Below are 13,119 nucleotides of genomic sequence, written 5' to 3' on the forward strand. Positions count from 1 at the left end.
GGCTAATCGGTGGACGGTTTGGTGGTTAACCGGTTAAGACGTCGGATTTGTTGGTCATGGCGGCGGATTTGGTCGGCGAGTTCTTTGATGGCGATGCGGAGGGTTGCGACGTCTTCGTCGAGGCGGTCGAGAGGGCTGGTCGGTGTGCTGGATCGCTGGTGGTGTTCGACGAGGGCGTGGAGGGTGGGGTTGCGGTAGAGGGTGGCGCGGGAGATGTGCGCGGCATCTGCAACGGCGGTGAAGGTGACGGGCTGGTGGTTGTTGGCGAGATCGATGCAGGCTTGCTCGACGCGAGATGGTAGGTCGTTCATCCGGTTTGGGCCTGGGCGATCGCGGCGTCGAGTCGTTCGATGAGTTTGCGGTGGCGATCTGCTTCGCTGATCCAGCCGCGTTGTTCGGCGTCTTTGGCGAGGGTTTCGGTGTCGGTGCGTTGGGCGGCGAGGACGGGCAGGTAGCTGGTGTCGGTGCGGAAGTTGGGACAGTGTTCGCAGATGTTGGCGTAGGTGCAGGCGCCTTGAGCGGGGGCGCGTAGGCAGAAGCCGCCGGCGAGGCGGGACTTGATTGCTGGTGCGTCGGTCCATGTTCCGCCGCCGGTGATGTCGGCCAGCGGCAGGGCTTGGCGTGCTGAGGTGGTCGATGTGGCGGGCAGGGCGGTGAGGTGGTCTTTGGCGAGGGTGAGGGCACGCTCGTATTCGGCGCGGACGGTGGTGTCGAACAGGCGGCCGTAGCGCAGGCTCATCTGCGCGGAGACGTGTCCGAGCAGCGCCATCAGCGATTGCAGGGACACTCCGGCGTTGACCAGTGCGGTGGCGTAGGTGTGTCGCAGTTGGTGTGGGGTGATGTGGTCGAGTCCGGCAGCGGTGGCGGCGCGGTCGAGTTCTTCTCGGATCGCGTTCTGGGACAGGCGGTGTCCGTGTCGGGTGAACAGGAATTGGGCGGGTCGGCCGGTGCGGGGATGGTCCAGCGGCCTGCCGCTGGAACGGATCTCGGCGATCCGGTCGATCAGCTCGACGGTCTCCTCGTCGAGCGGGATCATCCGTTCGGTGTCGAGTTTGCCCACCGGCACCTTCAACCAGGTTCCGTGTCCGGGTATTTCGTGCACGCAGTCCAGTTCGAGGTCGAGCAATTCCCGATCCGCAGCCCGCAGGACCGCTGCAGCAGCAGCGCGGATGCTGCAAGTTCGTAGTCGCTTGCCCTCAGCGCCTGGGTGAGTCGGCGGTCGGCGTCGACGGGCAGATGCCGCGGCAACGGCTGCGGCAGCCGCGGGATGTCACCACGGAACACCAGCCGCCGGGTCGGGGTGTCGGCCCAGCCCCATTCGGCGATGTCGGACAGGAAGTTTCCCAACGCCAGCACCCGGCGGGAACGTTCGGCGGCGGTGATCACACCGTCGGTCTTGGTGTTCACGGTGTCGACGAGCGCGCTCAGATACGGTTCGATGTGGCGACGCCGGTCCAGCTGCGACAGCCGAGTCAGGCCGGGGTCGGTGGCGGTGAGGAACCGGCCGAAGTGCATCAGCCGGGTCGACAGGCTGGAGACGGTCTTGCGGGTGCAGGTCGCTTTCTTGGCGTTGAGGTAGGCGATCATCGCCGTCGCGATCGGTTCGGTGATCCCGGCGAACCGGTCGGCGAAGGGCACCGGTCCGCCGGTGCGTGGCGGTGTGGGCAGGATGGCGAGGTGGAACAGCACCAGGTGGGTGTTGCTCAGCGCAGCCTTGTAGTGTCCCCAACCGGCGCCGGTACGGGCCTGGCGGTCCCGGCATGCCGCGGCGAACTCGTCCAGATCCGCGGCCGTGAGCTGGTCGAGGCGTTTGCCGGTCTGGATCAGCAGCCGCGCCGGCGCCTGCGAGCCGGTCGCCGACCGCACTCGTTCGGTAAACCCCAATTGGGTTGCCGTAGAAGTGAATCGAGTCAAATCGGCGCCGATCGGGGAAACGTCGATCTCACGCCACAGGCTCGAGATCTTGCGTTCGAGCAGATAGTCGTAGCCCGGCCGGACGAACCCATACAGCATCAAGAAGGTAATCATCGGACGAGTGGAACCGTTAGCCGAGCACCGCACCGCCAGCGGCTCATCCGCCCACGCCCGCGGATCGGGCCAGCGCTGCAGAAACGAGCGCGCGGCGCTGTCGTATGCAGTGTTGCCGCGACCGGTGCGGGCTAGATGCGCCTGGTAGGCGTCATACACTTCCTGCGGGTCGGTCGCGGTCGCGGATACGTGCGCGGGCAGCATCGAATTCCTCCTTCACCCGGGTCGGTGCCAAATGGATGTAGCGGGCCGTGGTGTCGATATGTGTGTGTCCCAACAGATCCCGCATCACCGTGAGGTCGACGCCAGCCTCTGCCAAGGCGGTGCCGAACGAATGCCGCAGCGCGTGCGGATGCCCGCCGACGATCCCGGTGACCTGTCGGTGGTAGCGGAAGATCGTGCGCAGCCCGGCCGCGGTCAGCGGCTGCCCGCGACTCGGGCCTTTCGCGACGAGGAACATTCGGCGGCTGTCGGATTCGGGGCGTTCGGTCAGCAGATACACCTGGACCGCGCGGGCCACGTCAACATCCAGCGGCACCCGGCGTTCCTTGCTGCCCTTGCCCCACACCGCAGCCAACGCCCGCCGATGTCGGCGTCAGTCACATCCAGGGCGAGCACCTCGCACGAGCGCAGCCCGCAGTACAGCATCAACCCGGCGATTGCCCGATCCCGCCACGTACGAAGACTTTCCAGTAGTTCGCCTGCCTGCGCGCTGGTCAGCGGCCGCGGCAGCCGTTTCGGGCTCCCGCAGCCGCAGCGTGGACCGGGGCCGCGGCTTGCGCACCGTATGACCCAGCAATCCGGTCTTCTCTCCGGGCACCACCCGCCGCGCCTCCCGGCCTTTGGGGACCGGATTGGGCTGGTCGGGGTCCCGCATCGCCCGAAACGCGAACATGCCCGAGATCGCCGCCAACCGGCGGTTGATCGTTGTGGCCGCATACGCATCCGCCGGCCGACCCGCCATGGTGACAACATTCGGGCCCGGCCGCCCAGGCAGCCGCGCCTCCCGGCACGCCGCCAAGAACCGCAGCAACATATCCGTGTTCACCTCACCGAGCGCGGCATCCTCGCTTTCCAACCAGCGGCAGAACGCCAACAGGTCGAACCCGTACGCGCGCACCGTTTTCGGCGAGTAGTTCCGATCCGCGAGATACCCCAGGTACTCGTTCACCAGTCCGTACCGACCCGCGGCAGGACCGGCCAGTCGCCAGCCGACCGAGCCTTCGAGCCTCAGGTCGGAAGCCGCGGGTTTCATAGCGACAGATGTATCCGTCATGTCGCAGCGACGCAAGCATCAACACACCGCGTGTCGCATCTCCCACCAGCCGATTCTCTACGATTAGCCGGTTAAGAGGCAGCTGCCGACCGCGCCGACCGAGGGTTGGATGCCGGCGTCGGCGAGGCGTTCGGTGAATCGGATCGAGGTATATTGAGAACCTCTATCTGTATGGTGGACAACATCTTTGAGATTCAGGACTCCTTCCTGTTGTCGGGTCCATATGGCGTGTTCGATGGCGTCGAGCACCATGGTGGTGGCCATGGTGGCAGCAACCCGCCAACCCAGAATGCGTCGCGCGTAGGCATCGGTGACAAACGCGACGTAGGCGAATCCTGACCAGGTCGACACGTAGGTGAGGTCAGCCACCCAGAGCCGATTGGGAGCCGGCGGTCCGAAGCGACGCTGCACGAGATCGGCCGCCCGCACCGTCGTGGAATCGGCGATCGTGGTGCGCTTGGCCGTGCCGCGCACCGCACCGGTCAAGCCGAGGTCGGCCATCAACCGCTCCACCGTGCATCGGGCCACGTCAATGCCTTCGCGGTGCAGTGCCAGCCACACTTTGCGGGCACCATAAACGTGATAGTTGTCAGCGTGTACCCGGGTGATGTGCTCTTTGAGTTCGGCGTCGCGGACCTGGCGGCGGCTGGGCTGGCACCGCATCTGTTCGTAGAAGGTAGAGGGGGCGATCGGCACACCGAGCCCGGTGAGCTGTGTGCAGATCGACTCGACACCCCAGCGCAAACCATCTGGGCCCTCACGGTGGCCCTGATGATCGGCGATAAATTGGGCCACTAGTGCGTTGGCCGGTCGAGTTCGGCCGCGAAGAAAGCCGATGCAGTCTTCAAAATTGCATTGGCCCTGCGTAACTCCGCATTCTCCCGGCGCAGCCGCTTGAGTTCGGCGGATTCTTCGGTCGTGGTTCCCGCCCGCTGACCTGCATCGATTTGAGATTGGCGGACCCATCTGCGGACGGATTCGACCGTACCGATGCCCAGCAACCGGGCGACCTCACCAATCGCCGCCCACTCCGAATCGTGCTGATCGCTGATCTCGGCGACCATCCGCACCGCCCGCTCGCGCAACTCCGGCGGATACCTCTTCGTCGAACCACCTGGCATAACTCCAACCTTCCCAAGAAGTGGAGTCTCCGGACATCCCGGGGCGATTCAAACCTCCAACGCGGCAGCGCCTACACAGGCAGTGTGGTCACCGACCCACGACGACTCCGAAGGATCATGCGCAGCGAAGACCCCAACATCTACCTCGGTCACTTCGTCACCTGCGTCTACAACCCGGACAAGGCGCTCTGTCGACGCCAACTCGCGCCCGCAGGCGATCCGAGCCTGCCGGACCTCGCCAACTGCCAACCCCTGCAGTGCCGCAACGTCGCACTCACCGCCGACAACCTCCAAGCGCTCACCGACCAGCTGCATCAACTCGACGCCCACCTCGCCACTGCGGAACTCTTGGCCCCCTTCGTTGCTCACCGCCTCACCCAGCAGCGCCGCGATCTTGCTGCGCTACTTGAGGCTGCCACTGCACCGAAGGACATTGTGTGACCGGGCACCCACTTCCTGGCGACGATGATGTGCGCTCCGCGGCTGACGCATTGCTCACCGAACACCGCGAAGGCGGCGCCTACCCCAGCGTCTCCGCATTGGCGAAGACATTCAACGTCAACCGCACCACGTTCTATCGGCACTACGCCGCCATCACCAACGCGATGCTCGACAGCGCCGCACAACGACAAACCGATGGCCCAAAACGACGACATCCTCGCCACAGTGACGATGGCCGCGACGAGACCATCCGGCGCCTCCGCACCGAAAACACCGACCTACGAAAGCATCTCGAGATCTACGAAGAGCACATCCGGATGCTCACCATCCACAACGCAGCCTACAGAAACCAACTCGAGCGACTGGCCGGCATTACCGATCTGAGCTCACACCGAGACAGTTAACGGCCAACAGGACAGACGCCCCGGCCCACAGACCGAACCTAAATCGCCCTAGCACTGCCGAACCATCTCCTGGCGGGCATCCCCCGATACCGGCATCCCTGACGCTGACTGATCCGAAGGGGTAACACGTCCGAACAATGAACAGATCCAGATACGCCACATAAGCGGGCTTCCAGCGCTCCCAGGACCAGGGCCAAGGTGATGACTTGGGCGCGAGCATCGCCGCCGGCCGACAGGGTGGCACCGACTTTGGTGACCGATTGCGCACCGTCGAGGCCGAGAAGGTCGGCGATGGTGTCGGCAGCGTTGTGGTTGGTCAACAGGTAGCCGTCGCGGGCCAGGCAGTCGGCGACGAAGATGGCCGCGCCCTTGGGTGCGGTCTTGCGGGCCAGCAACTTTGTCACGAAGTCCCGACGCACGGTCATCGCTGCTGCACCGAGCTTGTTGAGCGCTAACACCTTTCGCCGCTCCCGTCTGTCGGCCTCGGCGCGCTCGGCCTCGGCCTTGTGCCGTTCGGCCTCACGTGCGTCCCCGTCGAGTTCGACGGTGTCGTCAGCGCCGGTGTCCACCAGTCCCGCGTTGCGGGCGAACCCCGGCTCAGGCTTGAGTCCTGCTGCCCGGTAGTCCACGCAGAAGTACTGCGGCTCAAACACTGTGGCTTCGGTGACGGTCGATGCGTGGCGCAGTCCCTCGCCAGGTGTGGCGTCGGGCTGATCCTGGGTGTCCCAGTCCACGTCATCCTCCTCGACAGTGGCACCGGTTTCCGCATCAACCAGAGCGGTGGTTTCGAACAGCAGCACGGCCCAGTGGCTGGGATCGGTCACGACCTGCTCGTCGGCTTCGGCACCATCGGCGGTTTGCAACCGGTACAGCGGTATGCAGGCCGGGTCGAACGACTCCGGACGCTGCTCTAGCCAGGTGAACCCACGCTCGATGTAGGCTTGCGCCGCGTTGGCCTCGGCCTCGGCGGCGGCCTTTTCCTGACGCAGTTGTGCAACCATGTGCTCGAACCGCCGACTACCCGCAGCCTGCGTGAGGCGGCTGATCGCGCCGGGCATGCCCTCGAACTCGGTAAGGGCCGCAGCCTCTTCGAGACTCAGCTGACCATCGGCGAGACCTTGCATCGCGGTGTCGGATTTCACCACTGCTGCCGCCGCCTTCACGGTGTCTTTGGGCGCCGAAAGCTTCTTGGCGATTCGGGTGATCGATACCCCGGCGTCGATCATCTGCTGGATTCCACGCGCCCGCTGAGCATCGGTGAGTTGGCGCCGCTGGTCGTTCTCCACGATCTGCTCGGCAACCCGTTCGACCAATTGCGCCTTGTCGTTGGTGTCGGCGGCGCTGCGCACATAGACCGGCACGGTGGACAAACCGGCCTCGCGGGCGGCGAGGGTACGGCGCTGTCCGGCGCGCACCAACAGTTGGCCATCGCCGCGACGGATCGCGGCGATAGGGATCAGCACGCCGTGCTCTTTGATGCTGGCCAGGAACTGAGCATCGAGGGCAGCGTCGTCACGGACGTTGTCGTCGAGGATCAACGCGTGGGGATCGACGTGCTCGATGGTGCCCAGGCCGGGGTGCTCGATGTCGGGGACAAAGGTGTCGGTCATGTCAGTACCTTTCAGAGAGGAAGGCGTCCCTGCGGGCCGCCTGTTCTTTTTGCCTTCTGGCACTGATGATTCGGGCCGGCACAGGGCCCAGCGGAGTGCAAGGTCCGGACGCAAAGTGTTCGGCGCGAGCTCGCGAGCGTGGCCGGACACGTTGCGGGCCCTGTGCCCGTAGCGAAGCGGAGGCCGTGGCCTTGCGCGCAGTGGGCCGCCGGCCATAATCGAAAGCCAGAAGGCAAAATGTGTGCTCGGACCTCTCGCCGAGGGCCAAGCCAGCACCATTTCAGCAGCACCGCAGGCGTTTCAGCTTGTTAGCGCCGCTGGGGGCGCTTCAGCGAGAAGGGCAGTGCGAACGGCAGTTTGGACGTTGACACGGCGCCGACCCAACCGTCGAACGGCGCGAGACGGTAGGCCGGCTATTCCCTGCGTTAACGCCGCATCGGGCGCCCGCCAGAAGCAGCAGAAAGGGCGCCCCCTCCACTGTGGGCCACACCTGGATATGACGCAGTGAGCGGCTCTACAGCGGTGCCCGGAGTTGAATGGCACCGCGCGGCCGGGTAATTGATGTGGTAGCGGATCGACAGCCGCGATCCGTCCTCACCGTCGAATTGCGGCTCACGGCTTATGAGGCCGCGTGTTTCCAGTTCGTTGACCGCGCGTAGGACGGTACTTCTGCCAGCACCAGACTGGGCCGCCAGTAGGCGGATCGACGGAGCGCAGAAATAGTTCGCAACGGCCTCATCGGCCATGCCGGCCAACAGGATAAGAATCAATCCTTTAAATCGGAGACCCCACGTCGGCGTGGGCTGACCAGGCGCGAACGCCGCCGTTCGGTCGTCGGTCCACGACTATCACGCTAGGGCCCAGATGATGAAAGCCTCACCCAGCTTAGTTGCACACCGAGTTGACGATCTTCCCTCCACCCAACCTGTTTAAGGCGTCAGTTTCTGCCGCTGCACGAGAGAAGCCCCTTCCACCTTGGTAATTCGAGCCGTCGGACGCGACCGCGCCACAAAGGTTGAAGCTAATGATCACTCGGCATCCGGGGTCGCCGCACTTCTGCAACGCGACTTGTTCTGCCTGTGCCTTGACTGGGTGACCTTGCGATGTACCCGACGCCCCACTCGGGGCGTAGGCGATTGCCCCGTAGCGCATCACATGCGGGACGGGCATTTCCGGCCTCATGCCCATCTCCGATAGGACAGCGTTGTCGAGATTGGCGCCTACCTGCGGAACCAGCGGAACCGCGAAGACCATCAGCCCGGCGGTAGCCCCCAGGGTGGCGACTGTGAACGCGATTCGATGACGGCGTGTATTAATCATTTTCTTGACTCCTTTTTGAAGGCGGTGTTGTGGTGGCCTGAACGCGTTGAGCTGAAGCTAAATAAGCCTCACCACAATGGTTTTGGCGTACTAGGGTGCGGGGTTGGTTGCGGGTTGGCGTAGTAGCTTGCTGGGGCGGCATCGAACCTCCCGGGCCCATCATCCCGGGTCCCATGCCTCCGTCGGAGCCCATCATTGGGCAGGCGCTCCCACCCCCGCTGTCAAAGGCTTGCTGCCCGCCGTAGGGGCCGTGTGTGGCCCGGCCCAAAAATAACCCCGAGAAACGGATCAGCGCCACGACGAAGACGACGCCAGCGGTGATACTCACTATGGTCCACACTTGATCCAGCCGAGTGGGCCGGCCAGTAAGACCCGAGCGTTCCGACTGCTGTGTTGCGGTGGGCGGTTCCACGGACTCTGGTATTTGCGCCACGCTCAGTAGCATGACACCATATACCCCTTGGGGGTAGGGTCGAAGGTCCCAAGTATTGGGGCGCAGCCGCTGGCTTGGTGACACACCCGGACGTTCTCAGCGCTGCAGCGCGAGGGTCCATTTTTGTGGGCCCCGCCCCGCTCGAGCAGCCTGGGGAACTGGGGAATTTCGCTGTCGTGTCCGATCCTGACCCGCAACATCCGCGCACGCGGGGCCGCCGTCGCGCCCCAAAAGTGGCGGCGAGCATTCGTGCGCGCACGGCGTATCCGTCAGAGATTGTTCGATGCGATATCGGTTGCATCCCTTAACGTTCGCCTAGACAACCCCTCACTCGCTGCGTTGCCGCGACCCAATCCTCGCGCATCGGACAGCATTGCGTCGGCTGCAGTCAGAGCGGCGGGTATCAGCGGCCCCCCAGCAATGAGAAGCGTTGTGGCGGTGAGCAACAGCCCGGCTGGTCCCAATGCCGCATTTGGGTCGCAATGGAGAGGCCTGCGGCGATCAGCCACCACGCGACAACGCTGACCATCGCCACCAACCACGCAAACGCCCCAAACCGCGGCAAGGCGCCCGCCCGGGTCAGGCTCAGCAACGCCCAAGGTGAGAGCATCGCTACCGCGAAGCTGTACAACAGCGAACACGCCACGACACCCATCACGCCGCCCTTCCTCCTTGCCACTCCCCGGTTGTTACCCAGACATCACTGGTTCCTGGTTGCTCTGATGGCCGGGTGAGCTGAAATAGACTGATAGTCCTTCCTTTTCGGTTCACCCGGGGCCCGACCAGCGCGGCACCATGGCGGGGCGCTCCAAGAACCGGCCATCAGGAACCAGGCCGCCTCCCGCACGCCCGCTCATAGGGGCCAAGGGCATCCCGCCCAACACGCTTGCCGGCCCGCCTGCCTGGACTGGCGAGGCGGCGCCCAGGCCGGTGCCGGGCAGCGCGGTGGCAGCAGGGCTGAGCGCGGGGGCAGCAGGGCTGAGCGCGGGGGCCGCCGCGGCCCAGGACTGCGGCACCGACAACGCTCCGATCAGCGCCGGCCGGCCCGTACCCGCAGACACCGCCGCTGCGCCGAATCCCGCTGAGCCCGTTGACCCGAGCGCGCCCGGACCGAGCCCCCAACCCAGACCCGAAGTGAGCCCGCTCGTCAAACCCGATCCCGAAGCCGTCTGGCTGACAGCGCGGCGCCGGCCGCGGCCGCAGCGCGGGAGCAGGCCCGGGCGCGGCGACGCAGGCGCGCGGCGCGGCTACGGCGACGAGTTTATGGATACCGACATCGACCCAGACTGGGGCGCGCCGCCGGGTGAGGAGCCCGTCGCCTCCACGGTGGGTTCCGATCAAGATGCCGGACCGTTGGGGTTTGCCGGGACGGTCCGCAAGGACGGCGCACCGCAGGCGGCAGGGGAGACCGTGCTGGCCGAAGATGAGTTCGGCGGCGGCCCGCGGATACCGATGCTGCCGGGCACCTGGGACCCAGGCCGCGCCGGCGAGGCCCGAGAAGCTGGAGAGCGCAGCTGACACAGCTACGCGTATCGCCATGACCAGCGCCTGAATTTGAAAAGCAATCACTATGAGTCGGCCGGACGCCCGTGTGCGGGCAATTGGCTGTATTCCGCAATTGGTGGCTGCGCAGTCGGCGTTTGCCGCGAAGGCAGCGCTGATGCGCCACATGTCGGTCAGACCGAGCAGTCCGCACTGTCATCCGGCGGACCGGGCTTTGCCCCTGGTTGAATGTGCTCGCAGGGGGAACGTTTAGGCGAACCCGCCACTAGCGCGTGCGGCCGCGACCGGCGGATGCCTCTATGGTCCCATTCCTGCCGATGACCCACCCGCCACCAATTCTCCGCGTGCCGCTGCACGCCCAAGCGGGCCGCCTTCGTGCGCCATCGATGCACTTGGCGCGGAGGCGGATTCGTCCGCGGTTCCCATGTAGGCTCCTGCTCGTCGTTGTGCTAATCCGCATGAGCGCTTAAGCGATCACGGTGAGCCCGTCGGTGTTGATTCGGGCAACGGCCGTGGCGCGGCGGGGTGCGGTTCCCGCGGGGCGGGCAGCGAAAGTCGTTTGAGCATTAGGGCGTTGACCGCGACGATGAGGCTGGAACCCGACATCGACAGGGCGGCGATCTCTGGGCGCAACACCAAACCCAGCCACGGCTCGAAGACGCCGGCGGCGATCGGTAATGCGATCACGTTGTAGCCGACCGCCCAACCCAGGTTCTGTCGCATCTTGCGCAGGGTGCCGCGCCCAATCCGCAGCGCGGTGGGCACATCGAGCGGATCCGAACGCATCAGCACCAGATCCGCGGTTTCAATCGCGACGTCGGTACCCGCCCCGATAGCAATACCCAGGTCGGCCTGCGCCAACGCCGGTGCGTCGTTGACGCCGTCGCCCACCATCGCGACCTTCTTGCCGCCACGCTGCAGCGCGGCGATCTCGGCGGCCTTGTCGCCGGGCAATACCTCGGCGATGACGGTGTCGATGCCCAGCTGCGCGGCGATGCGCTTGGCGGTGGCCTCGTTGTCGCCGCTAAGCATCACCACCTCCACGCCCAGCTCGTGCAGCGCGGCGACCGCATCGGCGGAGGTTTCCCGAGCCGCGTCGGCCAGCGCGATGACCCCGACCCCGCGCCCGTCCACAGCAACCAGCACCGCCGTGCGCCCGCTGGACGCCAGTTCGTCGCGCCGCTGCATCAGCGCGCCGAAGTCGACGTTCTCTGCGATCATCAACTTGCGATTACCGACCGCCACCCGCCGGCCCTGCACCTGCGCGGTGGCGCCGTGCCCGGGCACGGCACGAAACCTGTTGAGCGGCAAAGGCGTAACGCCACGGTCGGCGGCATAGCGCACGATCGCAGCGGCCAGCGGATGTTCGGATTCGGTTTCAACCGCGGCGAGCAACCCCAGCAGCTCGTCCTCGTCGATGCCCTCAGCCACCACATCGGTGACCTCGGGCTGTCCCTTGGTCAACGTGCCGGTCTTGTCCATCACAACGGTGTCGACGCGGGCGGTGGTTTCCAGCGCGGTGGCGTTCTTGAACAGCACGCCGCGTTTGGCGCCCAGGCCCGTTCCCACCATGATCGCCGTCGGGGTGGCCAAACCCAACGCATCGGGGCAGGTGATCACCACGACCGTGATCGCAAATAGCAGCGCCGTCTGCACGCCGGCACCGACCGCCCACCAGACCAGAAACGTGGCGGTGCCGCCGACAAGCGCAACGAGCACCAACCAGAACGCGGCGCGGTCGGCCAGCCGCTGGCCCGGTGCCTTGGAATTCTGGGCCTCCTGGACCATCTCCACGATCTGGGCCAACACGGTGTCGGAGCCCACCTTGGTCGCGCGCACCCGCAGCGTCCCGGTGGTGTTGATCGACGCGCCGATCACCGTGGAGCCCGGATCCTTGGTCACCGGCAGGCTTTCTCCGGTGACCATCGACTCGTCGACCTCGGAATGACCGTCCTCGACAGTCCCGTCGACGGGAATCTTCGCGCCCGGGCGAATCAGCACAAGATCGCCAACGGCCACCTCAGCGGTGGGGACTTCCACGGGCTCGCCGTCGCGCAACACCACGGCCATCGGCGGTGCCAGCTCCAGCAGCGTGCGGATGGCGTCGTTCGCGCCCCCCCCCGCGCGCGCATCTCAAACCAGTGCCCCAGCAGCACAAATGTCGTCAACACCGAGGCGGCCTCATAGAAGACGTCACCGCCGCCAGTCAGGGTGACCCCGACGCTGTAGAGCCAGCCCGCCGCCACCGCCACCGCCACCAGCACCATCATGTCCAACGTGCGTGCCCGCAGCGCCCGCCAGGCGCCGTCGAAGAAAATCCACGCCGAGTAGAACACCACCGGCAGGCTCAACAACAGCGTGAACACGTCGTCGCGCAACCCGAAGGGCGCCGGCACCGAGAACCCGAACATGTCGCGACCCATCGGGGACCACAACATGATCGGGACCGACAACACCATCGCCACCAGGAACCGGTTGCGCATATCGCGGACCATGTCGTCCATCGACATCCCATGCGCGCCGCCGTGGCCCATCATGTCCTGCGGCGACCGCCCCGCAGGCGCCTCGTGCTGCGCGTGCATCTCGCGGGCAGCAGGCTCAGCGGGTGCGGCGAGCGGCCGGGCAGGGGCGTGTGCGGCCTCGTCATGTGAAACGGGCGGCTCAGACATCGGGTCGCATACATGCTCAGGCACCGAACGCCCGGCGCAGTGATATCCGCAGTCGCGCACCCACTTCGACAGCTCGACCACCGATGTCCGGTCGGGATCGTAGGTGACGGTGGCGGTCTGGTTCACGGCGTTCGCCTCAACGGAGATGACCCCCGGGCGACGCACCAGAGTGGCCTCAACGGCTGCCGACGAGCTCGCCCAGTTCAGTCCACCCACTTCCAAAACGGTGGTGCGCTTCATTGGCTATAGCCTTTCGTTGCGGCGACACCGAATCCGGCGCCCCCTACCATCACTGCTATCTATCGGAACGAGTG

General features: G+C 65.8%; 13 protein-coding genes and 3 pseudogenes. 5 read left to right on the forward strand and 11 right to left on the reverse strand.

Annotated elements, in window-relative coordinates:
* Positions 1–2: 2 nt before the first annotated feature.
* From MKCMC460_RS30410 to MKCMC460_RS30430, 6 genes and pseudogenes are all read right to left on the reverse strand, one after another.
* Entirely contained in the window at positions 3–311 is a 309-nt protein-coding gene (locus MKCMC460_RS30410; RefSeq protein ID WP_238304610.1) for a hypothetical protein, read from the reverse strand.
* Positions 308–1,126, reverse strand: coding sequence for a tyrosine-type recombinase/integrase (locus MKCMC460_RS31980; RefSeq protein ID WP_238304612.1), 819 nt, complete (start codon positions 1,124–1,126; stop codon positions 308–310). Before MKCMC460_RS31980 ends, MKCMC460_RS30410 begins: the two co-directional genes overlap by 4 nt.
* Positions 1,069–2,232, reverse strand: coding sequence for a hypothetical protein (locus MKCMC460_RS31985; protein WP_370653215.1), 1,164 nt, complete (start codon positions 2,230–2,232; stop codon positions 1,069–1,071). Before MKCMC460_RS31985 ends, MKCMC460_RS31980 begins: the two co-directional genes overlap by 58 nt.
* The gene (locus tag MKCMC460_RS30420) at positions 2,180–2,596 is read right to left on the reverse strand and encodes a tyrosine-type recombinase/integrase (protein ID WP_238306266.1); all 417 of its coding nucleotides are present in this window, start codon (positions 2,594–2,596) and stop codon (positions 2,180–2,182) included. Before MKCMC460_RS30420 ends, MKCMC460_RS31985 begins: the two co-directional genes overlap by 53 nt.
* A gap of 27 nt (positions 2,597–2,623) precedes the next feature.
* Positions 2,624–3,283 carry a site-specific integrase gene (locus MKCMC460_RS30425; RefSeq protein ID WP_238306128.1) on the reverse strand — a complete coding sequence of 220 codons (660 nt, stop codon included), beginning with the start codon at positions 3,281–3,283 and terminating at the stop codon, positions 2,624–2,626.
* A gap of 102 nt (positions 3,284–3,385) precedes the next feature.
* Positions 3,386–4,425, reverse strand: a pseudogene (locus MKCMC460_RS30430) (IS3 family transposase); the annotation flags it as partial.
* Positions 4,426–4,542: 117 nt separating this feature from the next.
* Between MKCMC460_RS30430 and MKCMC460_RS30435 the strand changes: the two are divergent.
* Positions 4,543–4,866: a hypothetical protein gene (locus tag MKCMC460_RS30435; RefSeq protein ID WP_238306129.1), complete on the forward strand. Its 324-nt coding sequence runs from the start codon at positions 4,543–4,545 to the stop codon at positions 4,864–4,866.
* Positions 4,863–5,270 carry a hypothetical protein gene (locus tag MKCMC460_RS30440; RefSeq protein WP_055576810.1) on the forward strand — a complete coding sequence of 136 codons (408 nt, stop codon included), beginning with the start codon at positions 4,863–4,865 and terminating at the stop codon, positions 5,268–5,270. The genes MKCMC460_RS30435 and MKCMC460_RS30440 overlap by 4 nt, the downstream gene beginning before the upstream one ends.
* Positions 5,271–5,308: 38 nt before the next feature.
* Here the strand turns inward: MKCMC460_RS30440 and MKCMC460_RS30445 are convergent, their stop codons facing one another.
* From MKCMC460_RS30445 to MKCMC460_RS30450, 3 genes are all read right to left on the reverse strand, one after another.
* Complete coding sequence (locus MKCMC460_RS30445) at positions 5,309–6,880, reverse strand: ParB/RepB/Spo0J family partition protein (RefSeq protein ID WP_238306130.1); 1,572 nt, start codon at positions 6,878–6,880, stop codon at positions 5,309–5,311.
* A 425-nt stretch (positions 6,881–7,305) separates the two neighbouring features.
* Entirely contained in the window at positions 7,306–7,626 is a 321-nt protein-coding gene (locus MKCMC460_RS31990; RefSeq protein ID WP_370653216.1) for a helix-turn-helix domain-containing protein, read from the reverse strand.
* Between the two features lie 139 nt (positions 7,627–7,765).
* Complete coding sequence (locus MKCMC460_RS30450; protein ID WP_238306131.1) at positions 7,766–8,200, reverse strand: DUF4189 domain-containing protein; 435 nt, start codon at positions 8,198–8,200, stop codon at positions 7,766–7,768.
* A 915-nt stretch (positions 8,201–9,115) separates the two neighbouring features.
* Here MKCMC460_RS30450 and MKCMC460_RS30455 point away from each other — a divergent pair.
* Positions 9,116–9,367, forward strand: a complete 252-nt coding sequence (locus MKCMC460_RS30455) for a hypothetical protein (protein ID WP_238306132.1) — start codon at positions 9,116–9,118, stop codon at positions 9,365–9,367.
* A 33-nt stretch (positions 9,368–9,400) separates the two neighbouring features.
* Here MKCMC460_RS30455 and MKCMC460_RS30460 read toward each other — a convergent pair whose 3' ends face one another.
* The gene (locus MKCMC460_RS30460; protein ID WP_238306134.1) at positions 9,401–9,694 is read right to left on the reverse strand and encodes a PE/PPE C-terminal domain-containing protein; all 294 of its coding nucleotides are present in this window, start codon (positions 9,692–9,694) and stop codon (positions 9,401–9,403) included.
* Between the two features lie 73 nt (positions 9,695–9,767).
* Between MKCMC460_RS30460 and MKCMC460_RS30465 the strand changes: the two genes are divergently transcribed.
* On the forward strand, positions 9,768–10,151 hold the full coding sequence (locus MKCMC460_RS30465) for a hypothetical protein (protein ID WP_238306135.1): 384 nt from the start codon (positions 9,768–9,770) through the stop codon (positions 10,149–10,151).
* A 52-nt stretch (positions 10,152–10,203) separates the two neighbouring features.
* Positions 10,204–10,337 (forward strand): annotated as a pseudogene (locus MKCMC460_RS30470) (hypothetical protein); the annotation flags it as partial.
* A 273-nt stretch (positions 10,338–10,610) separates the two neighbouring features.
* Here the strand turns inward: MKCMC460_RS30470 and MKCMC460_RS30475 are convergent.
* Positions 10,611–13,045: pseudogene (locus MKCMC460_RS30475) on the reverse strand (heavy metal translocating P-type ATPase).
* Positions 13,046–13,119 lie beyond the last annotated feature (74 nt).

Origin of the sequence: Mycobacterium sp. 20KCMC460, assembly GCF_022179425.1 — a bacterium.
Taxonomy (GTDB): Bacteria; Actinomycetota; Actinomycetes; order Mycobacteriales; family Mycobacteriaceae; genus Mycobacterium; species Mycobacterium kiyosense.